This is a genomic window from Rahnella aceris (assembly GCF_011684115.1).
GTDB lineage: Bacteria > Pseudomonadota > Gammaproteobacteria > Enterobacterales > Enterobacteriaceae > Rahnella > Rahnella aceris.
The window spans coordinates 42,167-67,102 of sequence record NZ_JAADJV010000001.1 but is presented as its reverse complement, the minus strand read 5'-3'; the positions used below and the strand labels follow the sequence as shown (position 1 = coordinate 67,102).

The following is a 24,936-nucleotide window of genomic DNA, read 5'->3' as shown; positions in this document are numbered from 1 at the left end:
GTCATCCTCCCTGTTTCAGCACGGGCGAACAAGATGGCAATGCCGAAAGCAGGATTGCTGATATTGCAACGATAAAAAAATGAAAGGGCCGGAATGGATAAGCTGGAAAATATGCGCACGTTCGTGCAGGTGGTGGATTCAGGGTCATTCAGCCGTGCGGCGGAACTGATGGATTTACCGAAATCCACGGTAACGCGGCAGGTGCAGGCGCTGGAAAGCGAACTGGGCGTGAAGCTGCTGCACAGGACGTCGCGCCGTTTAAGCATGACGGAACAGGGCGAAGCCTATTATCACGGAGCAATACGGCTGCTTGATCAGATGGAGATTCTCGACAGCAATGTGCAGGCGGCAACGCAGGCTCCGCGCGGCAAAATCCGCGTCGAGATGCCGAATGCGATTGCTTATCGGCGGGTGATCCCCGCCCTGCCCGGCTTCCTGATGCATTATCCCGACGTTCAGGTTGAGGTGAGCGTCGGTAACCGCACCGCCGATCTGATTGCGCAAAACATCGATTGTGTGATCCGTATCGGTGAGCTGCATAACGATGCGCTGATCGCCCGGTCGCTTGGGGTTTTACCGATGATCACCTGTGCCGCACCGGCGTATCTGCAAAAACACGGCGTGCCTGAACATCCGCAGGATCTTATCCTCGACCATACGCTGGTGCAGATCGCCTCGCCACAAACCGGACGGGTATTTGAACATCAGGTGTTTAAGGATCAGCAGTGTGTCACCGTTCGCGGGCGCTGGCAGTTCTCAGTTAATGATTCCACCGCAGCGCTGACCGGTGCCATTGCGGGGCTTGGCGTGCTGACGACGTATCGCTTTCTGGCACAGGAAGCGCTGGATAACGGCGCGCTGGTGCCGCTGTTTCCTGAATGGGCGGATGAACAGGTGCCGGTGCATATTGCCTGGCCGGAGAACAGGCATTTGCCGTCAAAGGTGCGGTATTTTATCGAATGGGTCAGGGCGTTGTTTCAGGAATGATGGTGTTCAGCAGGGATAAGCGATCGCACCGGTTTCATCATGCTGAATCCACCGGTGCCAGTCAGTTACGGACGGACTAAATCGTCGCCGTAACCAATCCATTTGTAGGTCGTCAGGGCTTCTAATCCCATCGGGCCGCGGGCGTGCAGTTTTTGCGTGCTGACCGCCACTTCTGCGCCTAAACCGAATTGTCCGCCGTCGGTGAAACGGGTGCTGGCGTTGACGTAAACCGCAGAGGAATCCACTTCACGCACGAACCTGTCCGCGCTGCTGATGGAACGGGTAAGGATCGCATCGGAATGCTCGGTGCCGTAGGTGCGGATATGCGCCACGGCGGCGTCCAGATCGGCCACTACCGTCACGTTCAGATCCAGCGACAGCCATTCATCCGAATAATCTTCTTCGGTCACCGCCAGCACTTTCGCCGGGCCGTTTTGCAGATACGGCATCGCAGATTCGCTGGCGTGTAACGTAACGCCTGCGCGGTGCATTTTGTCGCTCAGTTCCGGCAGGAAGCGGGCGGCAATCGCCTGATGCACCAGCACGGTTTCCAGGCTGTTACAGGCGCTCGGGCGCTGTACTTTCGCGCTTTCCAGCACGGTCAGCGCTTTGTCGAAATCGACGCTTTCATCCACAAACGTATGGCAAACGCCGATACCGCCGGTGATCACCGGAATGGTGGATTGTTCGCGGCAAAGTTTATGCAGCGCCGCGCCACCGCGTGGGATCAGCATATCGACGTATTTATCCAGACGCAGCAGTTCCGCCACCAGTGCACGATCGGGGCTGTCGATGGCCTGAACGGCGGCTTTAGGCAGTCCGCATTCCTCCAGCGCCATCTGAATGACGTTAACCGTCGCCTGATTGGTGTGGTGCGTTTCTTTACCGCCGCGCAGGATAACGGCATTGCCGGTTTTCAGGCACAGGCTGGCGACATCGATAGTGACGTTCGGGCGCGCTTCATAAATCACGCCGATCACGCCGAGCGGTACACGGCGGCGTTCGAGACGCAAACCGCTGTCCTGCTGTGAACCATCAATCACCTGCCCGACCGGATCGCTCAGACGGCAGACATCACGCACGTCGCTGGCAATCGCCGAAAGACGCGCGGGGGTCAGCAGCAGGCGGTCCAGTAATGCCTCGCTCATGCCGCTTTCGCGGGCAGCAGCCATGTCGAGTTCGTTAGCAAGAATAATGCTCTGGCTGTTGGCCTCAAGCATGTCGGCCATCAGCATCAGCGCACGATTTTTCTGCGCGGTGCTGAGGGTGGAAAGCTGCCAGGACGCGGCTTTCGCGGCCTTGCCCATCTCGTTAAGCATCTGTGGCTCCTTAACTGACAATCATGTCGTCACGGTGAACGGCAACCGGGCCGTATTCGTAACCGAGAATTTCACTGATCTGCTGAGAGTGATGACCGGCAATCATGCGCATCGCATCGCTGTTATAGCGGCTGACACCGTGCGCGAGGTCGCGTCCGTTCAGGTTGCGGATGCGGATCACTTCGCCACGCGAGAAATCGCCTTTCACTTCGCGGATCCCTTTTGGCAGCAGCGAACTGCCGCGCTCCATCATGGCAGAAACCGCGCCGTCGTCGATGGTGATTTCACCGGCTGGCGGTGCACCAAAGATCCAGCGCTTACGGTTTTCCAGCGGCGTCTCCATCGCGTGAAAACGTGTGCCGACGGAAACGCCGTTAATCACATCGCCAATCACGCCCGGCAGGTTGCCCGCAGCAATAATGGTATCGACGCCCGCCCGGCACGCGACATCTGCCGCCTGCAGTTTGGTGGCCATGCCGCCGGTACCGAGACCGGAGACGCTGTCGCCCGCCACACCGCGCAGTTCATCATCAATGGTCATGACTTCGCGGATCAATTCAGCTTCAGGATTGGTCCGCGGATCTGCGGTAAACAGACCACGCTGATCGGTCAGCAACAGCAATTTATCGGCACCCGCCAGAATAGCGGCCAGTGCGGAAAGATTGTCGTTATCGCCGACTTTAATTTCAGCGGTAGCGACCGCATCGTTTTCATTAATGACCGGGACGATATGGTTATCGAGCAGCGCGTGCATGGTGTCGCGGGCATTCAGGAACCGCTCGCGGTCTTCCATGTCGGCACGCGTCAGCAGCATCTGACCAATGTGGATGCCATAAATCGAGAACAATTGCTCCCACAGCTGGATCAAGCGACTTTGCCCGACGGCAGCCAGCAGTTGTTTGGAAGCAATGGTGGCGGGGAGTTCGGGGTAGCCAAGATGTTCACGCCCGGCAGCAATCGCGCCCGACGTGACAATCACAATCCGGTGCCCTGCCGCATGTTGCTGCGCGCACTGGCGGACAAGCTCAACAATGTGAGCACGGTTGAGGCGGCGCGAGCCGCCAGTGAGCACGCTGGTGCCCAGTTTTACAACCAGTGTCTGACTACCACTCATAATCGTTCCATTAGTGTGAAAAAGAAGGGCTTCTTTGTCTTTGTAACAGCAGAGAAGCGTTATGCCAAACGGCATAACGCTATAATAGCAGCATTCATGATGGGAATGGGTAGTACAGAAAGTCAGGCGGAGAGCTTCACAGGTTCTTCGCTGAAATCATCAGCAGGTTCCAGTTTGAGGGACATCTCTTCGATCATGGCATTCAGGTTTTTGTGGAACCCTTTCAATGTCGTCTCAAGCTTCTCTCGCACTTCAGCATCTTTAATGTTTTGCACTTTCCAGATGCCGTCTTTATCAAACAATCCGAAATGATAAACATAGGTAAAACGTTCGGCTTCAGCCTGCAATTCAATCCACCAGCCCCAGAATTCACGCTTTTCCGGCGCAGGCTTCACGTTCACACAGACAGCTAAACAGTCAAAGAAAAAGCGGTCGTTCTCGCATTTCCCTTCTCTGATGTACGGTCCCAGTGTACCGAAACGTTTCATTAGCCTGCTTTTAGGATGACCGCTTGGTAACGTCATAGTACAACCTCCATTGAAAGACGATCCTTTTTAGCAAAACGTTAGGAATTAGCAACTATTAAGTTAACGCATATGCTTTTGCAACCACCCACAAATCTCATGTAAAGCGCTGTCAAAATGCGCGTAAAGCGGCTCGCTGCGGATGGTCAAAAGCTTGCCGTCAGCGGAAGAATCCGCAATCAGCTTAGCTTCGCTCTTCGGACTGAATATATCGTTCTCCCAGTATGCGGCCAGGATGGGCGTCGGCGTTCTGCGTCCAAGCAACCCCTGCGTTTTCAGAGAATAACGATTAAGTTCGGTTTTCAGCGCCGAGTCGGACGCGCTCGACATGCCGATGCGGCTCGCCAGCACATCTATATACATGTCCGGTACCTGCTCCTGACATTTCGGGTCGCTCAGCAGCGTATGCACCAGCGCCCCCAGCGTGGCCACTGCCCGCACGCGGCGCGGTTCGAGATACGCCAGACGCACCGCGACGTTCGCACCAAAACGGTAACCGAGCAAACTGACGCGGCTGGCATCGACCCAGGGCACATCCGAAAGCTGCATCAGCACCTGCTGATGCAGGAAGCTGGTGTCCTGCGTCAGTTTCCACTTCGATGAAAAACCGATCGACGGCATGTCGATGGTCAGCATCGCGATGCCCATCGGCGCGAGATATGAACGGAACAGGCGCTGATGGTCACTCTGTAAGGTGTCGAGACCGCCACACACCAGCACCGTCGGGAACGGTGCTTTCCCTTCGGCCGGCAGGTGCAGGAATCCGGTGATCGGCGCACCGCCGGGGATCTTAAATTCCAGCTCTTTCAGTTCGTAAGGCGAATGTTCCGAGGATTTTTCAAAGGCTTTATTGGCCAGCGCTTGCGCCTGTTCCGCCAGCGTATCGCCTTTCAGATGCGGATAACCGGCGATGCTGTAAAGGTTGGCGGCTTTCAGCCAGTATTCGCTCGCCACATCCGCATCTTTTTCTTCGGCGGCTTTTTGCTGCCAGTACATCGCCTGATTTGACCATTCGTAGATCCAGTTGCCATTGCGGTAACCAATCACGGTATCGAGCAGCAACGGATCGCTGTGCTCCGCCTGGGAGACAGCAATGCGCGACAGCACTTCTTCCACTTCCAGCGGATCAACCCCGCGCCACATCCACATCAGACGGTTAATCGTGCGGTACCAGCAATGAACCGTGTCGCCTTCCAGCGCAGAATGCATCGGCGGGTGCGTATTATGGTGATGAACGCGATGAACCAGCGTTGATGTTTCCGGGTATTTGAAGGAAGGTTTAAACAGTTTTTCCGTAAGATTGGCTGGAGCCATGATGCAAGATCCTCCGTTAGCAAGCAGCAGGTCGCCCGCAGGCGATCATTTCTGGACGGGATTATAACCCGCCCACGTTGCGACAAGTGAGGGGTGAGGTCAAGCGGAAAGGATTTCAAGGCAATAAAAGCAAAACGCCCGGCAATGAGCCAGGCGTTAAATTAGAGGAATATTAACAGTGGAGGATTATTTTCCTACCAGAGGTGGCACGAATACCACGCCCATATCCCACGGCTGTTCGATCCAGGTGTTCTGCGGGATGTCGATCACATAGTCATCAACCAGCGGTGCGCCAGCCGGTTTCGCGAAGATCGTGATGAAATGCGCTTTCGGGTACATTTCGCGGATGGCTTTCGCGGTGCCGCCGGTATCCACCAGATCGTCGATCACGATGAAGCCTTCACCGTCGCCTTCTGCGCGTTTCAGCACCTGCATTTCGCGCTGATTATCATGGTCGTAGCTGGAGATACATACGGTATCCACATGACGGATGCACAGCTCGCGAGCCAGCAACGCTGCCGGAACCAGGCCACCACGGCTGACTGCAATAATGCCTTTCCATTGTTCTGCCGGCAGCAGGCGTTTAGCCATAGTGCGCGCGTGGATTTGCAGCATGTCCCAGGTTACAACGTATTTTTCGCTCATAAAGGTGTCCCAGCCAGTGAATTAACGGCTTCTAAAAAAATAATGGGGGGAAAAAAGGTTGCGCGAGATTATAGTGAGTCCGGTTCACAAAAACCAGCGATTATCTGGCTTCAGCCGCCCAAAAATCCCGGAATTTCTCCCCGTCCCCGCGCACAGGTTAAGATTAAGTGATATTCTGTCAGGCCACTCGCCACACAGTCTGGCGGGGATTACTTAACCTTAAACCTACAGCATCTCAGTCAGTTCCCCTGCAAACGGAGCCTGAATGAGCTGACTGTCACAGGAGACTTATAGTGTCTGAACTGTCTCAGCTTTCGCCACAACCGTTGTGGGATATTTTTGCCAAAATTTGTTCAATTCCGCACCCTTCCTATCATGAAGAAGCGCTGGCAAAACACATCGTTGAATGGGCACAGGAAAAAGGTATCCACGCTGAGCGTGATGAAGTTGGCAACATTTTGCTGCGCAAACCCGCCACCAAAGGCATGGAAAACCGCAAAGCCGTTGCACTGCAGGCTCACCTCGATATGGTGCCGCAGAAAAACAACGATACTGTTCATGATTTCACTAAAGATCCGATCCAGCCCTTCATCGAAGACGGTTGGGTAAAAGCCCGCGGCACCACGCTGGGTTCTGATAACGGTATCGGTATGGCGTCCGCGCTGGCGGTTCTGGCTGATGACAGCGTAGAACACGGCCCGCTGGAAGTGTTGCTGACCATGACCGAAGAAACCGGCATGGCAGGCGCATTCGGCCTGCAACCGAACTGGTTACAGTCTGAAATTCTGATCAACACCGATTCTGAAACCGAAGGCGAAATCTACATGGGTTGCGCTGGCGGGATTGATTTTACCGCCACACTGCCGCTGAGCCGTGAAGCGGTTCCGGCCGGTTTCAGCACGCTGAAACTGACCCTGAAAGGCCTGAAAGGTGGCCACTCCGGCGCGGAAATCCACTTAGGTCTGGGCAACGCCAGCAAACTGCTGGCACGTTTCCTGGCAGACAACGCTGATACTCTTGGTCTGCGCCTGCTCGACTTCACCGGCGGCACACTGCGTAACGCTATCCCGCGTGAAGCGATTGTGACCCTTGCTGTTGCTGCTGATAAAGCAGACGCGCTGAAAGCGGCAGCACAAGAATTCCTGGCAACGATTCAGTTCGAACTGTCAGCGGTAGAGAAGAAAATTGCCTTCGTGGTGGAAGCGGCTGAAAGCAACGCTAAAGCGCTGACCGCAGAAACTCAGGGTAAATTCCTTGCCCTGCTGAACGCGACGCCAAACGGCGTGATCCGCATGAGTGATGACGTGAAAGGCGTGGTAGAAACCTCGCTGAACGTCGGTGTTGTCACCATGAAAGATGACGAAGTGGCGATCAACAGCCTGATCCGCTCGCTTATCGACAGCGGTAAAGAATATGTGGTCAGCATGCTCAATTCACTGAGTGAACTGGCTGGCGCGAAAAGCCTGGCAAAAGGCAGCTATCCTGGCTGGAAACCTGAGCCGAATTCACCAGTGATGACGCTGGTGCGTGAAACTTACCAGACGCTGTTCAATAAAACTCCGAACATCATGGTGATCCACGCCGGTCTGGAATGCGGTCTGTTCAAAAAACCGTACCCGGACATGGACATGGTTTCCATCGGGCCAACCATCACCGGGCCACACTCGCCGGATGAGCAGGTGGAAATCGCCAGCGTCGAGCTGTACTGGAAACTGCTGACGGCCCTGCTGAAAGCGATTCCTGAACGCGGTTAATACTCGATCGGTCCCCTAAATCATTCGGGCTGTATCAAGGCGGCAACTGAGTAAATCCCCGGGAGCATACACAAGTATGTGACCGGGGTTTGCGAAGGCAGCCAACGCAGAGACAGTTTGAAGGATGACGGGGATCATTCCCAGGGAAGCAGAAGCTGCCGCTCTATTTGCGGATCCTGCAACGTCACATGCAATCCCACCAGCCTGACTCCCCTTCCGCCACGCCGCTGTTCCCAGGCTTCACGTGCGACCTTCAGCAGATCTTCTTTATTCAGCACCGGCCAGACGTGTTCCTGCGTGGTCTGCTGGAAATCATGGAATTTGAGTTTTACGCCCTGCCTCGCGATGCGCAGATCCGGGCTGACACGGCTTAAACGTGTTTGCAGTTCAGGATACAAACGTTCGATCAGCGACACGCATTCTTCCCAGCTGTGGATATCTTCTGCCAGTGTGCGTTCAACGCCGACCGATTTACGTAACCGCTCGGGGGAAATTTCACGTTCATCGATACCCTGACAGCGTTCCCACAGCACACGGCCAAATTTGCCAAAGCGTTTAAGCAGTTTTGCCAGATCATAACGCTGCACATCGCCGCAGGTGATCAGCCCCTGCTCCTGCAAACGCTGAGCGGTGACTTTACCGACGCCGGGGATTTTACTCAGCGGAAGATCCTGTAAAAACGCCCCGACTTTTTCCGGCGTGATCACAAACTGACCGTTGGGCTTGTTCAGATCCGAGGCGATTTTTGCCAGAAATTTGATCGGCGCGATACCCGCAGATGCCGTCAGATTGATCTCATCGAAAATGGCCTGACGGATTTCAGCAGCGATAAGCGTTGCAGAGCCGTTGCATTGCGTCGCGTGGGAAACATCCAGATAAGCTTCATCGAGTGACAGCGGTTCGATCAATGGCGTATAACGCGCAAAGATTTCGCGGATATGGTTTGACGCTTCTTTATAGGCCTCCATTCGGCCGGGGATCACTTTCAGGTGCGGGCAAAGTTTCAGTGCCATGCCGGTGGGCATCGCGCTGTGCACGCCGAATTTGCGGGCAGGATAATTAGCGGTGCTGATAACACCACGGCGGTCACGACTGCCGCCAATGGCAATAGGAATGTCGCGCAGGGAAGGATCATCGCGCATTTCGACCGCAGCGAAAAAGCAGTCCATATCCACATGAATGATTTTACGCATAACCCTCCCCCTCAATAACTGTATAAGTATACAGTTGAATGCAGGGATGTCCAACATAGAAAATGAGGGTTAGTTTGACTTAATTAATCACCATTAATGGCAACGTAATAATTTTCCTATTCCTAAAGTCATTATTCATTATTTGGTGATTGCTAAAAATTTAATCAGTATTAATATGACAGCGTTTCCGACAGACAGTACATAAGAAGAAAATCAGTGGCGGTCTTACAGGCAGTTGAGCTGTAGACAAAATAATCAAAATTATTACCGAGCAGGACTTAGAATGATCAGAATCGCGCTGTTTCTTGCGATGCTCCTCAGTTTGCCTTTATTTACAGCAAATTACGCCGTGGCCAGCGATGCTGTCCCGGTCAACGCGGCACTAAAAAAACAATTACTGGGTGCACCTGTTTATATCCAGATCTTCAAACAGGAACGTAAACTCGAATTGTATGCTCAGCTCGACGGCGAATTTCGTCTGATCGGCAGTTATGGCATCTGCGATTTTTCCGGCGGTTTGGGAAATAAACGTCGCGAAGGCGATTTCAAAAGCCCGGAAGGTTTCTACAACGTGGATATTCACCACCTGAAACCCGACAGCCGCTTTTATCGCGCCATCAACATCGGTTTCCCCAATGCTTATGATATCTCGCAGGGTTATTCAGGTAAGTATCTGATGATCCACGGTAACTGTAAGTCTATTGGTTGCTACGCCATGACCGACGGCTATATGGACGAAATATTCACCTACGTACAGGCGGCATTCCAGTTCGGGCAACGCAATTTAAAAATTAGCATTTACCCGTTCAGGATGACCGATGCCAACATGAAGGCGCATAAAAACTCCAGCTATTACAGTTTCTGGAACCAGTTACAGCCGGGATATGCGTACTTTGAGAAACACCATCAGCCACCAAATGTCGTGGTCACTGACGGTAGATATGAAGTGCTACAACCGTTGTCCAACACCCCGCTGCCTTCACAGCTGGCGTTCGCCCCGATGAAATAATGCGAATTCACCTGGAGCAATTTTGTTCCAGGTTTCGTTCGCCGTCAGCGGTTGCGTGGCAATCACGGTGACGACATCATCCGGTGTCGTCTGCTGCTGAAAATCAATTTCCACATCCTGATCCAACAACGTTGCCTTGCCGAAAGGCGCACGCCGCGTGATCCAGTGCAAATTCGTCGAGCAATACGCCATCACGAAATTGCCATCCGACAGCAACATGTTAAACACCCCTTTCTGCCGTAATTCATCAGCCAGCGACGCAATATAGCGAAACACTGGCGGCCAGCTTGCAGGGCGGCGCGGATAGCGTTGGGTGAGTTTGTGCAGTAACCAGCAGAAGGCGTATTCGCTGTCGGTCTGGCCCACCGGACGCAGCGTACCGGTATCGAGCTGACGATAACCACGAAGCTGACCGTTGTGCGCATAAGTCCAGTTGCGTCCCCACAGTTCGCGGGTAAACGGATGAGTATTTTCCAGCGCGACTTCACCACGGTTTGCCTGACGGATATGAGAAATCACCGCGCAGGATTTGATCGGATATTCCTGAACAAGGCGGGCAATGGGCGAATTAAAGCTTGGCGTCGGATCTTTAAAAGTACGACAGCCATTCCCTTCATAAAAGGTGATGCCCCAGCCGTCTTTATGCGGGCCGGTCCCGCCACCACGCTGCACTAATCCACTGAAACTGAAACAAATATCAGTAGGAACGTTAGCGCTCATCCCGAGCAATTCGCACATCACCAGCCTCCTTTACGGCAAAAGGCTTATGCCTTTGCCATCTCTTTTTCGATCAGAAGAATCAAAATATGAATGACTTTGATGTGGATTTCCTGCACGCGGTCAGCGAAACCAAAGTGCGGAACGCGGATTTCCACATCGGCTGAACCGTCCATTTTCCCGCCATCTTTACCGGTCAGGGTGATAACTTTCATGCCTTTAGCGCGTGCGGCTTCGATGGCTTTGATCACGTTACCGGAATTACCGGAAGTGGAAATGCCCAGCAGCACGTCGCCCTTCTGGCCTACGGCTTCCAGATAACGGGAAAAGATGTATTCGTAACCGAAATCGTTGCCGACGCAAGAGATGTGGCTGACGTCAGAAATCGCAATTGCCGGATAGCCCGGACGGTTTTCACGATAGCGGCCTGTCAGTTCTTCGGCGAAATGCATGGCATCGCAGTGTGAACCCCCGTTACCACAGGAAATCACTTTCCCACCCGCTTTGAATGAATCGGCCAGCAGCACCGCTGCACGTTGAATAGACTCAATATTTGCCGGATCGCTGATGAATTTATTCAGCGTGTCAGCAGCTTCGTTCAGTTCAGTACGGATAATATCCTGGTACATAGCAGCCTCTTTTATGTCCATTTGCAGCCGGTTTCAGCACGGCCGATAGCAATAAAACGTTCCGCTGTGCAGTTTAACGGAAAGCCGAAACAGCGAGAAGCCATGAAGCGGTAATGATTCCGATAGTTTCTGTTTTTGACGCTTCGTGCGACCGGTTTGTGAGCTGTGTTGTAATTAGTATGTAAACGTATTGATAAAGAAATGAGCATGAACTAAAACCATTATATCCCTACAACAGGTCAGACCTCCTACTACTCAGGAGCTTTACTATGATGGTTCTTAGCATTGTTGCATTTATCGTGATCCTTGGTGCGTTGTTCTATCACAAGGTCAATCTCGCCCTGAGCAGCCTGATTTTACTGGCGTTTACGGCGGTTATGGGTGCCATTAATCTGTGGACACTTTGGCTGTTATTGCCGCTGGCGATCATTCTCCTGCCCTTCAATATCCCTGTCATGCGCCGTTCATTGTTCTCCGGCCCGGCGCTTCGCACCTTCCGTAAAGTGATGCCCGCAATGTCGCGCACGGAAAAAGAAGCGATTGAAGCAGGCACCACCTGGTGGGAGGGTGACCTGTTTGGTGGCAAGCCAGACTGGAAGAAATTGCAGGATTATCCTGAGCAGCAACTGACAGAGGAAGAGCAGCGCTTTATTGACGGGCCGGTTGAAGAAGCCTGCCGTATGGCGAATGACTTCCAGATCACCCATGAACTGGCTGATTTGCCGCCGGAACTGTGGGCGTATCTGAAAGAACACCGCTTCTTCGCGATGATCATTAAGAAAGAGTACGGCGGTCTGGAATTCTCGGCTTATGCGCAGGCGCGTGTGCTGCAAAAACTGGCCGGTGTGTCAGGCATTCTGGCGATCACCGTCGGTGTGCCGAACTCCCTCGGGCCAGGCGAATTACTGCAACATTACGGCACCACGGAGCAGAAAGATCACTATCTGCCGCGTCTGGCCGAAGGTCTGGAAATTCCCTGTTTCGCCCTGACCAGCCCGGAAGCGGGTTCTGATGCCGGTGCCATCCCGGACTTTGGTATCGTGTGTAAAGGCCAGTGGCAGGGTAAGGAAGTGCTTGGCATGCGCCTGACCTGGAACAAGCGTTACATCACGCTGGCACCTATCGCCACCGTGCTGGGCCTGGCGTTTAAACTGAAAGATCCCGATCACCTGCTCGGCAACGAAACGGATCTGGGCATTACCTGTGCGCTGATCCCAACCGACACCGCCGGTGTTGAAATTGGTCACCGCCACTTCCCGCTGAACGTGCCATTCCAGAACGGCCCGACGCGCGGCAGCGATATTTTTGTACCGATCAATTACATCATTGGCGGCCCGAAAATGGCCGGTCAGGGCTGGCGTATGCTGGTGGAATGTCTGTCTGTCGGCCGTGGCATCACGCTGCCGTCTAACTCTACCGGCAGCCTGAAATCTCTGGCGCTGGCGACCGGGGCTTATGCCTATATCCGCCGTCAGTTCAAACTGCCTATCGGTAAAATGGAAGGTATCGAAGAACCGCTGGCGCGCATTGCCGGTAACGCTTACGTGATGGATGCCGCCGCAACGCTTATCACGAACGGCATTATGCTGGGTGAAAAACCAGCGGTGCTGTCCGCTATCGTCAAATACCACTGTACTCACCGCGGCCAGCGCGCCGTGATGGATGCGATGGATATCACCGGTGGTAAAGGCATTATGCTCGGCAGCAGCAACTTCGTGGCCCGCGCTTATCAGGGTGCGCCGATTGCGATTACCGTGGAAGGTGCCAACATTCTCACCCGCAGCATGATCATCTTTGGTCAGGGTGCGATCCGCTGTCATCCTTATGTTCTTCGTGAAATGGCGGCGGCGGAGAAAAACGATCTGGTTGATTTTGACCGTGCGCTGTTCGGGCATATCGGCCACGTCGGCAGTAACAAAATGCGCAGCTTCTGGCTCGGCCTGACTAACGGCCGCACCAGTGATACGCCGGTCAATGATAAAACCGCCCGTTATTACCAGCACATCAACCGTCTGAGCGCTAATCTGGCATTGCTGGCTGATGTGTCGATGGGCGTGCTCGGCGGCAGCCTGAAACGTCGCGAACGCATTTCCGCCCGCCTCGGTGATATCCTCAGCCAGATGTATCTGGCGACGGCGACGCTGAAACGTTATGACGAAGAAGGCTGTCACGAAGCGGATTTACCGCTGGTGCACTGGGGCGTGCAGGATTGTCTGCATCAGGCCGAAGTCGCTATCGACGATTTGCTGCGTAACTTCCCGAACCGTTTTGTGGCTGGCGTGATGCGCCTGGTGATTTTCCCGTTGGGCCGTTCGCACTCCGCACCGTCTGATCGTCTGGATCACCAACTGGCGCGTATTCTGCAGGTGCCTTCAGCGACACGCAGCCGCATCGGTCGTGGTCAGTATCTGACACCCGGCGAGCACAATCCGGTTGGTCTGCTGGAAGAAGCCTTGCAGGATATTCTGGCCGCTGAGCCGGTTCACAAACGTCTGTGCGAAGCGATGGGCAAAAAACTGCCGTTCACCCGTCTGGATATTCTGGCGCAAAAAGGTCTGGATGCCGGTCATCTGAGCGCCGACGATGCGCGTATCCTGAGCCGTGCGGAAGAAAGCCGTCTGCGTTCAATCAACGTCGATGAGTTTGAACCTGACGCACTGGCCGCACAAAAACCAGAAGCGGAGAAAGACAGCATAAAAAAGGCTGAGGCGAAACCCCGCCACACCGAAGCTGCCTGATTTAACTGTTAATCCATAAAAAAACCTGAGTGTTTACGCACTCAGGCTTTTATTATTTATGAAGATACATACATATTACCCTAAATAGTTCGTGTTGCAGAAAGGCGGTAAGCTCACTCACCCTGGGAGTGCAACCAACGCATCTGTGACGCGAAATATGACGGGTAATCAGAAGTAGTATTTAAAGCGTACCCGCGCCCCATACCGCTCATCGCTGTCATCATCGCCGCTGTAGGTTTTATCTGCTTCCAGCATGGAGACATAAGCGCCCAGATACACGTTGAAGTTTTCCATATCCATCACGTTCGGGATCAGGTAACTGGCGTGAACGGTATGAATGTCGTAGCTGCCCGGTTCATCAAACCAGTCATCGTCGTAATCGGATGCGCGGACGCCATTGATGCTGAAGTCTTCGATTTTGTTGTGCGCATAGATGTAGCCCAGCTCGAAGCGTTTCCATAAGGCATTGGCACCGACGGTAAAGTCTTTTTCATCCGATGCATCCATATAGGCCGTGCTCAGGTTTGCCACCACGCCGTTCTCAGGGTCAGCTTTCTGCCCGTCCCAGGTCATGGTCATGCCATAACCATTACGTTTGGACTGATCAACGAATTCGCCATTTTCACCGGTGTAGCCGTACGCATTGTTCACCACGTTGGTTTCCATTGCGGCGGCCACCGAGAACGCATCCCCTTTCCAGGCAATGACCGGACGCAGGTACGCGACGTTTTTATCATTCTCAAGTTGGTTGCCGTGGTAGTTTTGCTCAGCAAACAGTGAGGTGCCGTTTTCCAGCAGGGTGTTCAGCTCGAAATACCAGTTGCCGATATTCTTATTCAGCATGATGTTGCCGCCGCTGTCACTGCGACCGCGCCCTTCTTTCATCATGTAGACATAACCGTAGCCGTCGGCGTACAGATCATTGGCGGTATTCCCGGAGTATTCAACGAAGGTGTCCTGATTAAGCGGGAACATATCGTAAGCTTCGAAGCGGCCGATTTTTGCCATCCAGTTTTTTTCTTCACCGAAGAAGAAAGCGGCATCATCAAGATTCATTGAACCGTTCAGGTCAGCCGTTGGCTGCACAGAGAAACCGGAGAACTGACCATTATCATTTCGACGATAACCATCAAGACCGATTAATAACCGTCCGTTAACATCCCAACGCTCATTATTCCCCGGTTTCCAGTTTTTATTGTCACTGGTTCTGACGGAGGTTAATTGCCCGCTGCGGCTGGCACCGTCAACGTTAAATTCCACATCACCGTACAGTTTTAAATTATCGAATCCATTAAGTGTTAATAATTTGTCTTCCGATATGCCATCATTTTTAACTTCTACCGGACTGGCTTCTTTCACGCGGGCAATTTCCTGCTCGCGCTTAATATCCTGATGCTTCAACTGCTGGATTTGTTTTTCGGCAGTTTCAGCCCGTGTTTCCGCCTGCTGAAGACGCTGCTCAAGCTGTGCCATACGGGCTTCAAGGCTGCTTCCAGACGTGGCGGCAACCGCAGAACCCGAAATGGCGAATCCTACGAATAAGGCCAATAGTTTAATTTTTGTCATAATAAGATATCCTTTTCACTATAAAAATTACCCGCTGCCAGTCAATTAACAGCGGTGTTTTATTTTTTGAAATAGTGCCCTGAGGTATTACGGCGAAGGATGAAGATAGTTTCCGAATTAATATGCTGTCAAAAATAAACTAGAGAAACGTGATGTGGGAAGTAAAATAAATAAATTTCGTCATTACAAAGTAAATAAACGTAAAGCGGGAGCCTTTTAAAAAAGGCTCCCGCTTATTGTTCACTATTAAAGTATTCAGTATATAAATATTTATTTCATGAATACTTTATATTCAGCTTTTTTTAGGACGCACTTTCGCCGTCAGCCCTTTCAGGAAATAACGCATCACCTGATCGCCGCACGGACGATAATTTTTGTGGCCTTCTTTGCGGAAGAATGCGCTCAGTTCACCTTCAGACACTTTGAAATCAGCCGCAGTCAGTACAGAAATCATGTCTTCGGTTTTCAGCTCAAACGCCACACGCAGTTTTTTCAGCATGATGTTATTGGTCAGGCGTTTTTCCACTTCCGGTGCCGGGAAGCGATCGTCTTTACCGCGTTTGAAGGTAATCAGGCCATTGAGGAAGTTCGCCATCACTTCGTCAGGCACTTCCATGTAACCTTCTTCGTCTTCTTTTTTCAGATAACGCGACATCACGTCAGGGCTGACGGGCGTACCGGTGGTTTTAAGGATCTCGATCAGCTGGCCTTCGCTTAAATCCAACATGTAGCGCACGCTGCGTAAGACATGGTTATGCATCATAATTCTGTATTCCTGTTAAAAGTAAACCGAGGAAATGCCACCGGGTTTACCCCTACGCACCTCGAAGGCGGGCATTATACAAGAAACTTACAGGATTAGCTGAACTGACGTATCCGCGCAATAAGTGACTCCACATCGCCGATTTGTTGTGCAGTGAGGATCAGTTTTTGCCCAAGGCTCAGCGCATGGCGCTGGCAGTCGGCGCGCATCGCATCATCTTTAATGGTATCAAGATCAGCAACATGTGCCAGGCCGATGGTGCGACGGATTAACTCCGCGCCGCAGTAACCGACGGCATCGTGCCAGACTTCCTGCAAAAAGAGTCCGGCATAGCCGGTTTCCGCCAGCGTCGGATCCTGAGATTTATCCCGCGCCAGTTGCAGGAAACGCTCTGAGAAACTCATCCACAGTTCACGCACATCTTTCAGGCGCTGCTCGCGGCCGTCCGCCGCCTCGCGCACACCCACCAGCCCCGGCAGACCACAATAGTTCAGCAACAGGTTGCCGATAGCAGAACCGGGATCAAAGCCCATCGGGCCGTAATAACCGAACTCCGCGTCAATGGCTTTCAGTTTGCCTTCAGCAACAAAAATCGATCCGCTGTGAATATCACCGTGCAACAGCGCTTCGGCCTTGCTCAGGAAACGATGCTTGAGCGCGGCCACAGCCAGACGCAGCGGTTTGTCCTGACGCAGTGCATCCACCGCCGGCTGCAATACCGGCTCAAAATTATTGCGCTCATGGTCAACATACGGATCGGTGAAGAACAGATCTTCGGTGATCTGACACAATTCAGGGTTGGTAAAACGCGAGACTTCGGCTTTTTTGGCCTGCGCATTCTGGTAGAAATCGGAAGTATGAAACAGTGTTTGTGCCAGATACTCACCCAGTTGGGCTGCCGCCTGCGGGTAATGTTTCCCCAGTACCAGTTCACTGCGCCAGATCTGATGATCCGATAAATCTTCCTGCACCATCACCGCCAGTTCAGCGTCGTGATGCAACACATTAACCGTGTGCTGCGGACAATACTGGCCGTGGATAATCAGGGTTTCAGCTTCAATGCGCGCACGATCTAACGTCAGCGGCCAGGATTCCCCCACACACCGCACGTACGGCAGCGCCTGTTTGACAATCACCCGGCTTTTCCCCGCAGTATCGCGGATCTTAAACACCAGGTTCAGGTTTCCGTCACCGATTTCATCGGCCGTGACAAGAGATTGCGGATCCGCCACGCCACCAAACTGACGGGCATATTCAACGGCATCGTTGGCGGTAAATGTGTAGTAGCGTGACATCCTGACCTCTCGAATTCTTTTTTTAGCCTTTAAAGCGTTTAGACGTCTATACATCCGTGAAGCATGTTGGCAGAATAAGTGAACAGATGCAACCGGGCAACAAGGATTTAACTAACAATGCAAAGCCTCACAACCACCAGTTTACGTATTCGTGAAAACCAGCTGTGGATCCTCGACCAGCAAGCTCTGCCGCAACGTTCAGACTGGCGCGAATGCCGTGATGTCAGCGAACTGGTGGATCACATCCGCACCCTGCGCGTACGCGGTGCGCCGCTGATTGGTTTGTCCGCCAGTCTGTTGCTGGCGCTGCTGGCCGAGCAGGGAATGGCGCAGGATGAATTGCATCAGGCTCTGGAGACATTGCGTGCCTCGCGCCCGACCGCAGTGAATCTGATGAACAATCTCGACCGTATGAAGGCCGCGTTGCAACAAGCTGATTACGTGAAAGCGCTGGTGGAAGAAGCATTGCGGCTGGTGGATGAAGATCAGACATTGTGCGACAGCATTGCCACTCACGGCGCAAAACTGGTCACGCCCGGCAGCCGTCTGCTCACCCACTGCAACACCGGCGGCCTGGCAACAGCGGGCGTCGGCACGGCCATCGGCGTGATCCGCCGAGCCCATGAACAGGGCAATATAGAACAGGTTTGGGTGGATGAAACCCGTCCGTTGTTGCAAGGGGGGCGCCTGACCGCGTGGGAACTTGGCGAGCTGGGCATTCCTTATCAGCTGATTTGTGATTCGATGGCCGCCAGCCTGATGGCGCAAAAACGCGTTGATGCCATCTGGGTCGGCGCTGACCGCATTGCTGCGAATGGCGATGTCGCCAACAAAATCGGCACTTACAGCCTGGCGGTGCTGGCGAAATATCACGGTATTCCGTTCTATGTTGCCGCGCCGCATACCACCCATGACCCGCACTGCCCGAACGGTGCCGCCATCCCTATCGAACAGCGCGCGGCAAATGAAGTGACCGGCGTTTCCGGCAGCTTTGGTTCCGTACAATGGGCGCCGCTCGGTGCGCAGGTTTATAACCCGGCGTTTGATGTCACACCGGCGGAGTTGATCAGCGGATGGGTGCTGGATGTGGGGGTGGTGACGCCGGAGCAGGTACGGGATGGTGTGTTTGCGAAGGCGTTGAAGTAATCTTTTCTCCTCCCGGCAAACTGTGGCGAACAACTCGGTTTTACTCCTCCCCCTGCGAAGGGGGAGGCTGGGAGGGGGTTTTAAGGGCTAACACCTCAGTTAAAGCACACTTCAACATCTTGATTTTGCTTTAAAACCCCACCCCAACCCTCCCCTTCGCAGGGGAGGGAGTCAAAGCTTACTCCCCCATCCGCGGATACGCATCGGCAATCGTGTCGCCGGTGAAATGCGCCACCCAGCCTTCCGGATTATCGAATACACGGATCGCGGTAAACGACGGGGATCCGCCCATGTCAAACCAGTGGCGGGTATTAGCCGGTACGGAAATCAGATCGTTTTTCTCGCACAGGATCTGAAAAATCTTGCCGTTCAGATGCAGGCAAAACAGCCCGGCACCTTCGACGAAGAAACGCACTTCGTCTTCGCCATGTGTATGTTCAGAGAGAAATTTGGTGCGCAGCACCTCACGCTGTTCGTTGTCCGGGCGCATGCTGATCACATCCCAGCTCTGATAGCCCTTCTCTTCGACCAGTTTGTCGATTTCATGCTGATAGGCGGCAATCACGTCCTGCGGCTGCGGGTTCTCGCCTAAATCGCGGTCAGCCTGCCAGCGTTCGAAACGCACATCAATTTTGCTCAGCTCAGCAGCGATCGCGTCCCCGTCGCGGCTTTCCCACAACGGTGCGGAAGGATCCTGGTCACTAAAAATCGTTAATGCACTCATGGTCAACCCTCTTATAAGAATGTTTCTAAGGCTATCTGATCAAAACGATTAACTTGCAGGTGATCGCTGAGTTCGTCCGCGTCATCGCGGATCAGCTGACAGGTATGCCAGCCCGCTAAGCGCGCGGCGTCCAGCTCCTGACGGATGTCTGATAAAAACAGTAAATCCTGCGGCGGCAGGATCAGTTGCTCAGCGATGTTCTGATACGACTCCGTTTCACGCTTAGCACCGACGCGGGTATCGAAATATCCGCTGAACAGTGAGGTTAAATCACCGGCATCGCTGTAACCAAACAACAGCTTTTGCGCGTCCACCGACCCCGAGGAATACACGCAAAGTTGCAGACCTTCAGCTTTCCACGCTTCCAGCTGCGGCGCGACGTCAGCATACAGATGCCCGCGAAAATCACCGTTTTCATAGCCGGTACGCCAGATGATGCCCTGCAACACTTTCAGCGACGTCGATTTCACGTCGTTATCCATGTAGGTAAAGAGTTGTTCAATCAACGCCTCGACGCTGGCCTGTGGCCGGTCGATTTCTGCGCGTAAGGCATCCAGTGCCGCCGCAACGTCCGGCTGTTCATGCTCATGGCGCAGGAATTCAGCAAGACGCTGACGGGCATACGGGAACAACACCTGATGCACAAAACGGATATCCGTGGTGGTACCTTCAATATCAGTCACAATGGCGCGGATCATTTAGCCTCCAGCAGGCGACGTTGCAGTTCACACTGGAATAAAAATTCCAGCCCTTCCAGATGGCGGCGCGCTTCGGCCACATCCCGTCCCCAGCAGGTCAGCCCATGACCGCGCAGCAGAAAACCATACTGCAACGGCGCGTGCTCCGCTGATGCGATGATCTTCTGCGCCAGCGCGGGAATATCCTGACTGTTGTCGAAAATCGGGATCACCACCTGATCAAGGTGCGAGGTCTGGCCGCTGAGCGATTTCTGCATCTCATAGCCTTCCAGCACCAGCGCACCACTGCGTTCTACCCGCGATAACACTGTCGAATTGACCGAATGGGTATGCAGCACCGCGCCTGTTTCAGGATAGCGGGAATACAGCATGGTGTGCAGCCCGGTTTCCGCAGAAGGACGACGTCCGCTGGGCGCAAGGCCGCTTTCAAGTTCCACCAGCAGGAAATCGTCTGCGGTGAGTGATCCTTTATCTTTTCCCGATTCGGTGATCAGGCAATGAGCATCGCCTTCGCGCACGGACATATTGCCGCCCGTTGCCGGGCTCCAGCCCTTCTGACCAATCCAGTGACAGGCTGCCAGCAGCGCGCCCAGTTGCAAATTCTCTGTCATCGTATTCCTGAAAAGCTGTGCGTTGAGGGACGGAGTTCGGAATGAAATTGACGCTATTTACCGCGATATATTCAATGTGTTGCGGCTTAGATCGAATTGGCATTTAGCCATCTAAGCGTCTCGATTGCCAAATATTAACATCGTGTTATATTGTGAGCAACATCGCTATTTGCACACCTGACGCCTGTCAGGTCAACGGTCCAGGAGTATTGACCCGCCATGAGCACAGCAGCATTGATCCCCGAAAGTAAACTTCCTGCATTAGGCACCACGATTTTCACCCAAATGAGTGCGCTGGCGCAGAAACACAATGCCATTAACCTGTCGCAGGGGTTTCCTGATTTCGACGGCCCGCAATATCTGAGGGATCGTCTGGCGTATCACGTCAGTCAGGGCGCGAACCAGTACGCACCGATGACCGGCACGGCGCAGCTACGTGAAGCGATTGCCACCAAAACCGAACAGATTTACGGCTATGCACCGGACGCCAACACCGACATCACCATCACGGCGGGCGCGACAGAATCGCTGTATATCGCCATCACCGCGCTGGTGTCGAAAGGCGACGAAGTGATTGCTTTCGACCCGAGCTATGACTGTTACGCCCCGGCGGTAGAACTGGCAGGCGGCGTGATGAAACGCCTTCAGTTGCAGCCACCGGAATTCAAAGTGAACTGGGCGGAATTCGCCGATCAGATTACCGACCGCACAAAGCTTGTGATCATCAACACGCCGCATAACCCGTCGGCTACCGTCTGGAGCCACAGCGACGTCGGGCAGCTTTGGCAGATCATTGCGGATAAACACATTTTCGTGCTGAGCGATGAAGTGTACGAGCACATTTGTTTTGCGCCGGAAGGTCACGCCAGCGTGCTGCGACATCCGCAGCTGCGTCAGCGCGCCATTGCCGTATCGTCGTTCGGCAAGACTTACCACATGACCGGCTGGCGCGTGGGATATTGCATCGCACCGGCGGTTATCAGCGCCGAACTGCGCAAGGTGCACCAGTATCTGACCTTCTCCGTCACCACGCCGGTTCAACTGGCGCTGGCGGATATGCTGCGTGAAGCGCCGGAACACTGGCAGGAATTACCGGCCTTTTATCAGGCCAAGCGCGACCGTCTGGCGCAAGGGCTGGCGAACAGCCGCCTGAAAGTTTTACCGAGCCAGGGCACCTATTTTCTGCTGGTCGATTACAGCGAGGTTTCCGGTTTAGACGATGTTGCATTCTGCCACTGGCTGACTGAACATGTGGGCGTAGCGGCCATTCCGATGTCGGTCTTCTGCGCCGCGCCTTTCCCACATAAACTGATCCGGCTGTGCTTCGCCAAACAGGAAGCCACGCTGGACGCTGCTTCGGAGCGCCTGTGTCAACTTTAAAACTGTCCGTATTGCAACAGCCGCTGGTGTGGCTGGATGGCGAGGCGAACCTCGCACATTTCGACGGCCTGCTCAGTGCGCTGACCGGCCGCGACCTGATTGTTCTTCCTGAAATGTTTACCACCGGTTTCGCCATGCAGGCACCGGGCAGTGCGCTGCCTGAATCGCGTGTCGTGCAATGGCTGCAACAGTGGGCGAAACAACTCGGGGCGATGATTGGCGGCAGTGTGGCGTTAAGCACTACGGAAGGCGCCGTGAACCGTTTCCTGCTGGTTGAACCGCAGGGCAAGGTGCATTTTTACGATAAACGTCACCTGTTCCGCATGGCCGGTGAACACAATTATTATGTAGCGGGTAAACGTCGTGAAATCGTGGAATGGCGAGGCTGGCGTATTCTGCCGCAAGTCTGCTATGACCTGCGTTTTCCGGTGTATTCACGCAACCGGCAGGATTATGACCTGGCGCTTTACGTCGCCAACTGGCCTGCCCCACGCAGCCGCCACTGGCAGACGCTGCTCGCCGCCCGGGCGATTGAAAATCAGGCTTATGTCGCCGGATGCAACCGCGTCGGCACCGATGACAACGGCCACTACTACAGCGGTGACAGCCTGATTATTAATCCGCAGGGGGAAGAGCTGGCGCGTGCTGAGCCGGGTTCGGCGATGATTATCGACGCAGAGTTGTCGCTGGAAGCGTTACAGGATTACCGCGAAACCTTCCCCGCCTGGCGCGATGCCGATACCTATTTGTTACATGACTAAAAAAATGCCCCGGACTTTTCAGCCGGGGCATGTTTAATTCCTGCCTGTCTGTTTAGTTCCCACCAATAAAGTCCATTTTACCGATGTTCACGCCCAGATGGCGCAGAATATTGTAGGCGGTGGTGATGTGGAAATAGAAGTTCGGCACGGCAAACACGGTAACATAGCTGTGCGCAGTAAATTTCATTTCACGATTTCTGCCTTTCACCACGATCTCACGGGATTCATCGCCTTCCAGTTGTTGTACATCCACACTTTCGATAAAACGCAGCGTTTTGGCGATGCGCTCCTGCAACTGGGCGAATGTCACTTCACTGTCTTCCATTGCAGGCGCGGCGATACCGGCCAGACGGGCAATTGCGCCTTTTGACATATCACTGGTGATTTGCACCTGTCGCGCCAGTGGATACATATCTTCTGCCAGACGGGTATTCAGGACTTCTTCTTCTGATTTTCCGTTTTCCTTTGCCCATGCCGCGCCTTTTTCCAGCAAGGCTGAAAGATTTTGTAAACCACGAACAAATTGTGCCGCCGTACTGCCATAAAGCGATGCTGACATGATGCTTCCTTAATGAATGATGGGTTAGAACAACTGGCGCTACCTTAGCGCGTTATGGTCTGAACAGCGCGCCGTTTTATAGCAATGAAGTGTGACGAAAAATCCGCTTTGCGAGCTGCCCCTGTCTTTTTGTCAGCGCATGTAAAAACATCCCGGTGTGGATCACTTCTTGCATTCAATACCCCCGCAAAAACATCTGACAGAGGATCACTGATGACTATCACCTTTATTGCCCACTCCACGCCCGAACCTGCGTTGTACGGCGCGATGGCAGCGATACTTGCTGAGCTACGCGCTTTGCCGCTGTGTCACTTTCCCGTCAGCCATTATGCGCAACGTTACCCGAATGCCCGCCAGCACGTGACGGCGCAAGGGCATGCACTGACCAGCGGACTGCTGTGGCTTGAGCGCCTGACCGGGCGCGGTGCGGGTGAAGAATCCGGTGTTGAATCCCTGATTTATCGGGCACTTAAAGAAGATATCGTCGTACCGTTGCGTGAACCGTTATCCGCAGAACTGGCAGTGCAAATCGCGGAACAGGGTATTGAAATTGAATCATTAACCGTGGTGCGTAATCAGGATAAATTCCAGCTGGAAGACGGCATCACCGGCAAAATTCGCAGCAACGGCTGGGGGCGTGATGCCTTTGGCCGCTGGGCATTAGGCCCGGTTTCACAACCGGTCATGCGGGCAGGAAAAACCCTGCGCGTGGCACTGGTCGGGGATTTTACCGAGCAGCGTGACAGTTATCCGGCGATGCTGGCTGCACTGGGAGACGCCGCCGATGCACTGGCAATGAACATTGATGTGATCTATGTGCCATCGACGTTACTGGGCAGCCAGCTTGATTGCACGCTGTTTGAGGTTGACGGCATTATGTTGCCGGGCGCGACACTCACCCGCAGCGACACGCAGGCCGGACAACTGGCGACCGCCACCTGGGCTCTGGAAAACCAGACGCCGGTATTAGGGATTAATCAGGGTATGCATCAGATGATCACTGCGCTGGGGCAGAAAGTGCTCGGGCAGGAACGCGTGGTGATGCACGGGCCGTCGACGCTCGGCAGCCTGCAAACCGCGTTGCCGCTGGCCGAGCACGTGCAGCCGCGTGTGGGGAATCATCCGGTCATTACCCGCAACGGCAGCCTGCTGGCCAATAAAACGGGGGATGAATTTATGCTGCGCTACAACCAGCGCCGCTATCTGAATCCGCATTTGCTGGCTGAGCTGGAAAACGCCGGGCTGATCGTTTCAGGGTATGACGAAAGTGGCGAACAGGCGCAGGCAATTGAGCTGAACAATCATCCGTTCTTTATGGGTGTGCAGGGGCAGCCGGAGCTGATGTCACGCCGCGAGCGGCCAAATCCGCTGCTGATGGCGTTCCTGCAACAGGTCCGTCAGGGCAACCGTGACCGCGATGTCAGCCACGCCGCGCTGACCCAAAGCGTGCGGCTTAAACATCCGCACCTGCTGATGGGCTGACTGCCAGA

23 protein-coding genes are annotated in these 24,936 nt (G+C 53.9%); 8 read left to right on the top strand and 15 right to left on the bottom strand.

Going from position 1 to position 24,936, the window contains the following annotated elements; genetic code table 11:
• Positions 1 to 93 precede the first annotated feature (93 nt).
• Complete coding sequence (locus GW591_RS00355; protein WP_166859930.1) at positions 94 to 987, top strand: LysR family transcriptional regulator; 894 nt, start codon at positions 94 to 96, stop codon at positions 985 to 987.
• A 65-nt stretch (positions 988 to 1,052) separates the two neighbouring features.
• Here GW591_RS00355 and proA read toward each other — a convergent pair whose 3' ends face one another.
• The 5 genes from proA to gpt form a co-directional block, all read right to left on the bottom strand.
• Positions 1,053 to 2,306, bottom strand: coding sequence for a glutamate-5-semialdehyde dehydrogenase (gene proA / locus GW591_RS00350; protein ID WP_013574292.1), 1,254 nt, complete (start codon positions 2,304 to 2,306; stop codon positions 1,053 to 1,055).
• Positions 2,307 to 2,316: 10 nt separating this feature from the next.
• The gene (gene proB, locus GW591_RS00345; RefSeq protein ID WP_013574291.1) at positions 2,317 to 3,420 is read right to left on the bottom strand and encodes a glutamate 5-kinase; all 1,104 of its coding nucleotides are present in this window, start codon (positions 3,418 to 3,420) and stop codon (positions 2,317 to 2,319) included.
• Positions 3,421 to 3,542: 122 nt separating this feature from the next.
• Positions 3,543 to 3,944 (bottom strand): sigma factor-binding protein Crl, encoded by a 402-nt coding sequence (crl, locus tag GW591_RS00340; protein WP_013574290.1) that lies wholly within the window; start codon positions 3,942 to 3,944, stop codon positions 3,543 to 3,545.
• Between the two features lie 63 nt (positions 3,945 to 4,007).
• Positions 4,008 to 5,258, bottom strand: coding sequence for an esterase FrsA (gene frsA / locus GW591_RS00335; RefSeq protein WP_013574289.1), 1,251 nt, complete (start codon positions 5,256 to 5,258; stop codon positions 4,008 to 4,010).
• A gap of 186 nt (positions 5,259 to 5,444) precedes the next feature.
• Positions 5,445 to 5,903 (bottom strand): xanthine phosphoribosyltransferase, encoded by a 459-nt coding sequence (gene gpt / locus GW591_RS00330; RefSeq protein WP_013574288.1) that lies wholly within the window; start codon positions 5,901 to 5,903, stop codon positions 5,445 to 5,447.
• Between the two features lie 293 nt (positions 5,904 to 6,196).
• On the opposite strand from gpt, the gene pepD reads away from it, so the two are divergent.
• Positions 6,197 to 7,657, top strand: coding sequence for a beta-Ala-His dipeptidase (pepD, locus tag GW591_RS00325; protein WP_013574287.1), 1,461 nt, complete (start codon positions 6,197 to 6,199; stop codon positions 7,655 to 7,657).
• Between the two features lie 134 nt (positions 7,658 to 7,791).
• On the opposite strand, the gene dinB is transcribed toward pepD, so the two are convergent.
• Entirely contained in the window at positions 7,792 to 8,850 is a 1,059-nt protein-coding gene (gene dinB / locus GW591_RS00320; RefSeq protein ID WP_013574286.1) for a DNA polymerase IV, read from the bottom strand.
• A 283-nt stretch (positions 8,851 to 9,133) separates the two neighbouring features.
• Here dinB and dpaA point away from each other — a divergent pair, with 283 nt between their 5' ends.
• Positions 9,134 to 9,859, top strand: coding sequence for a peptidoglycan meso-diaminopimelic acid protein amidase (gene dpaA, locus GW591_RS00315; RefSeq protein WP_013574285.1), 726 nt, complete (start codon positions 9,134 to 9,136; stop codon positions 9,857 to 9,859).
• Here the strand turns inward: dpaA and GW591_RS00310 are convergent.
• Together GW591_RS00310 and lpcA are read right to left on the bottom strand one after the other, a co-directional pair.
• A complete protein-coding gene (locus GW591_RS00310; protein WP_015696178.1) occupies positions 9,830 to 10,597 on the bottom strand; it encodes a class II glutamine amidotransferase in 768 nt (255 codons plus the stop codon). The genes dpaA and GW591_RS00310 overlap by 30 nt on opposite strands.
• A 26-nt stretch (positions 10,598 to 10,623) precedes the next feature.
• Positions 10,624 to 11,205, bottom strand: coding sequence for a D-sedoheptulose 7-phosphate isomerase (lpcA, locus tag GW591_RS00305; protein WP_013574283.1), 582 nt, complete (start codon positions 11,203 to 11,205; stop codon positions 10,624 to 10,626).
• A 269-nt stretch (positions 11,206 to 11,474) separates the two neighbouring features.
• Between lpcA and fadE the strand changes: the two genes are divergently transcribed.
• Complete coding sequence (gene fadE, locus GW591_RS00300) at positions 11,475 to 13,943, top strand: acyl-CoA dehydrogenase FadE (protein WP_166859929.1); 2,469 nt, start codon at positions 11,475 to 11,477, stop codon at positions 13,941 to 13,943.
• Positions 13,944 to 14,111: 168 nt separating this feature from the next.
• Here the strand turns inward: fadE and GW591_RS00295 are convergent, their stop codons facing one another.
• From GW591_RS00295 to mtnK, 3 genes are all read right to left on the bottom strand, one after another.
• Positions 14,112 to 15,509: a carbohydrate porin gene (locus GW591_RS00295; RefSeq protein WP_166859928.1), complete on the bottom strand. Its 1,398-nt coding sequence runs from the start codon at positions 15,507 to 15,509 to the stop codon at positions 14,112 to 14,114.
• A 292-nt stretch (positions 15,510 to 15,801) separates the two neighbouring features.
• The gene (locus tag GW591_RS00290) at positions 15,802 to 16,272 is read right to left on the bottom strand and encodes a YehS family protein (protein WP_013574280.1); all 471 of its coding nucleotides are present in this window, start codon (positions 16,270 to 16,272) and stop codon (positions 15,802 to 15,804) included.
• Between the two features lie 95 nt (positions 16,273 to 16,367).
• Positions 16,368 to 17,567: an S-methyl-5-thioribose kinase gene (gene mtnK / locus GW591_RS00285; protein ID WP_013574279.1), complete on the bottom strand. Its 1,200-nt coding sequence runs from the start codon at positions 17,565 to 17,567 to the stop codon at positions 16,368 to 16,370.
• Between the two features lie 117 nt (positions 17,568 to 17,684).
• Between mtnK and mtnA the strand changes: the two genes are divergently transcribed.
• Entirely contained in the window at positions 17,685 to 18,713 is a 1,029-nt protein-coding gene (gene mtnA, locus GW591_RS00280; protein WP_153374800.1) for an S-methyl-5-thioribose-1-phosphate isomerase, read from the top strand.
• 178 nt (positions 18,714 to 18,891) lie between these two features.
• Here mtnA and GW591_RS00275 read toward each other — a convergent pair whose 3' ends face one another.
• Genes GW591_RS00275 through GW591_RS00265 form a run of 3 tightly spaced genes read right to left on the bottom strand, consistent with a single transcriptional unit; the run spans position 18,892 to position 20,746 of the window.
• Positions 18,892 to 19,437, bottom strand: coding sequence for a 1,2-dihydroxy-3-keto-5-methylthiopentene dioxygenase (locus GW591_RS00275; RefSeq protein ID WP_166859927.1), 546 nt, complete (start codon positions 19,435 to 19,437; stop codon positions 18,892 to 18,894).
• An 11-nt stretch (positions 19,438 to 19,448) separates the two neighbouring features.
• Positions 19,449 to 20,135 carry an acireductone synthase gene (mtnC, locus tag GW591_RS00270; RefSeq protein ID WP_013574276.1) on the bottom strand — a complete coding sequence of 229 codons (687 nt, stop codon included), beginning with the start codon at positions 20,133 to 20,135 and terminating at the stop codon, positions 19,449 to 19,451.
• Complete coding sequence (locus tag GW591_RS00265) at positions 20,132 to 20,746, bottom strand: methylthioribulose 1-phosphate dehydratase (protein ID WP_013574275.1); 615 nt, start codon at positions 20,744 to 20,746, stop codon at positions 20,132 to 20,134. The genes mtnC and GW591_RS00265 overlap by 4 nt, the downstream gene beginning before the upstream one ends.
• 219 nt (positions 20,747 to 20,965) lie before the next feature.
• Here GW591_RS00265 and GW591_RS00260 point away from each other — a divergent pair, with 219 nt between their 5' ends.
• Positions 20,966 to 22,126: a pyridoxal phosphate-dependent aminotransferase gene (locus tag GW591_RS00260; RefSeq protein WP_166859926.1), complete on the top strand. Its 1,161-nt coding sequence runs from the start codon at positions 20,966 to 20,968 to the stop codon at positions 22,124 to 22,126.
• Positions 22,114 to 22,887, top strand: coding sequence for an amidohydrolase (locus tag GW591_RS00255; RefSeq protein WP_112151324.1), 774 nt, complete (start codon positions 22,114 to 22,116; stop codon positions 22,885 to 22,887). Before GW591_RS00260 ends, GW591_RS00255 begins: the two co-directional genes overlap by 13 nt.
• Positions 22,888 to 22,939: 52 nt before the next feature.
• Here the strand turns inward: GW591_RS00255 and GW591_RS00250 are convergent, their stop codons facing one another.
• Entirely contained in the window at positions 22,940 to 23,446 is a 507-nt protein-coding gene (locus tag GW591_RS00250) for a DUF1993 domain-containing protein (RefSeq protein ID WP_015689449.1), read from the bottom strand.
• 213 nt (positions 23,447 to 23,659) lie between these two features.
• Here GW591_RS00250 and GW591_RS00245 point away from each other — a divergent pair, with 213 nt between their 5' ends.
• A complete protein-coding gene (locus tag GW591_RS00245; RefSeq protein WP_166859924.1) occupies positions 23,660 to 24,928 on the top strand; it encodes a glutamine amidotransferase-related protein in 1,269 nt (422 codons plus the stop codon).
• Positions 24,929 to 24,936: the final 8 nt, after the last annotated feature.

What these genes read in the sequence shown, in the direction of transcription:
- GW591_RS00290 (WP_013574280.1), bottom strand. Translation starts at nt 16,272, where the DNA reads ATGATGCATAACCATGTCTTACGCAGCGTGCGCTACATGTTGGATTTA.
- mtnC (WP_013574276.1), bottom strand. Translation starts at nt 20,135, where the DNA reads ATGATCCGCGCCATTGTGACTGATATTGAAGGTACCACCACGGATATC.
- crl (WP_013574290.1), bottom strand. Translation starts at nt 3,944, where the DNA reads ATGACGTTACCAAGCGGTCATCCTAAAAGCAGGCTAATGAAACGTTTC.
- proA (WP_013574292.1), bottom strand. Translation starts at nt 2,306, where the DNA reads ATGCTTAACGAGATGGGCAAGGCCGCGAAAGCCGCGTCCTGGCAGCTT.
- GW591_RS00275 (WP_166859927.1), bottom strand. Translation starts at nt 19,437, where the DNA reads ATGAGTGCATTAACGATTTTTAGTGACCAGGATCCTTCCGCACCGTTG.
- dinB (WP_013574286.1), bottom strand. Translation starts at nt 8,850, where the DNA reads ATGCGTAAAATCATTCATGTGGATATGGACTGCTTTTTCGCTGCGGTC.
- mtnK (WP_013574279.1), bottom strand. Translation starts at nt 17,567, where the DNA reads ATGTCACGCTACTACACATTTACCGCCAACGATGCCGTTGAATATGCC.
- GW591_RS00250 (WP_015689449.1), bottom strand. Translation starts at nt 23,446, where the DNA reads ATGTCAGCATCGCTTTATGGCAGTACGGCGGCACAATTTGTTCGTGGT.
- fadE (WP_166859929.1), top strand. Translation starts at nt 11,475, where the DNA reads ATGATGGTTCTTAGCATTGTTGCATTTATCGTGATCCTTGGTGCGTTG.
- GW591_RS00355 (WP_166859930.1), top strand. Translation starts at nt 94, where the DNA reads ATGGATAAGCTGGAAAATATGCGCACGTTCGTGCAGGTGGTGGATTCA.
- mtnA (WP_153374800.1), top strand. Translation starts at nt 17,685, where the DNA reads ATGCAAAGCCTCACAACCACCAGTTTACGTATTCGTGAAAACCAGCTG.
- gpt (WP_013574288.1), bottom strand. Translation starts at nt 5,903, where the DNA reads ATGAGCGAAAAATACGTTGTAACCTGGGACATGCTGCAAATCCACGCG.
- frsA (WP_013574289.1), bottom strand. Translation starts at nt 5,258, where the DNA reads ATGGCTCCAGCCAATCTTACGGAAAAACTGTTTAAACCTTCCTTCAAA.
- GW591_RS00245 (WP_166859924.1), top strand. Translation starts at nt 23,660, where the DNA reads ATGACTATCACCTTTATTGCCCACTCCACGCCCGAACCTGCGTTGTAC.
- GW591_RS00260 (WP_166859926.1), top strand. Translation starts at nt 20,966, where the DNA reads ATGAGCACAGCAGCATTGATCCCCGAAAGTAAACTTCCTGCATTAGGC.
- lpcA (WP_013574283.1), bottom strand. Translation starts at nt 11,205, where the DNA reads ATGTACCAGGATATTATCCGTACTGAACTGAACGAAGCTGCTGACACG.
- dpaA (WP_013574285.1), top strand. Translation starts at nt 9,134, where the DNA reads ATGATCAGAATCGCGCTGTTTCTTGCGATGCTCCTCAGTTTGCCTTTA.
- GW591_RS00310 (WP_015696178.1), bottom strand. Translation starts at nt 10,597, where the DNA reads ATGTGCGAATTGCTCGGGATGAGCGCTAACGTTCCTACTGATATTTGT.
- GW591_RS00295 (WP_166859928.1), bottom strand. Translation starts at nt 15,509, where the DNA reads ATGACAAAAATTAAACTATTGGCCTTATTCGTAGGATTCGCCATTTCG.
- proB (WP_013574291.1), bottom strand. Translation starts at nt 3,420, where the DNA reads ATGAGTGGTAGTCAGACACTGGTTGTAAAACTGGGCACCAGCGTGCTC.
- GW591_RS00265 (WP_013574275.1), bottom strand. Translation starts at nt 20,746, where the DNA reads ATGACAGAGAATTTGCAACTGGGCGCGCTGCTGGCAGCCTGTCACTGG.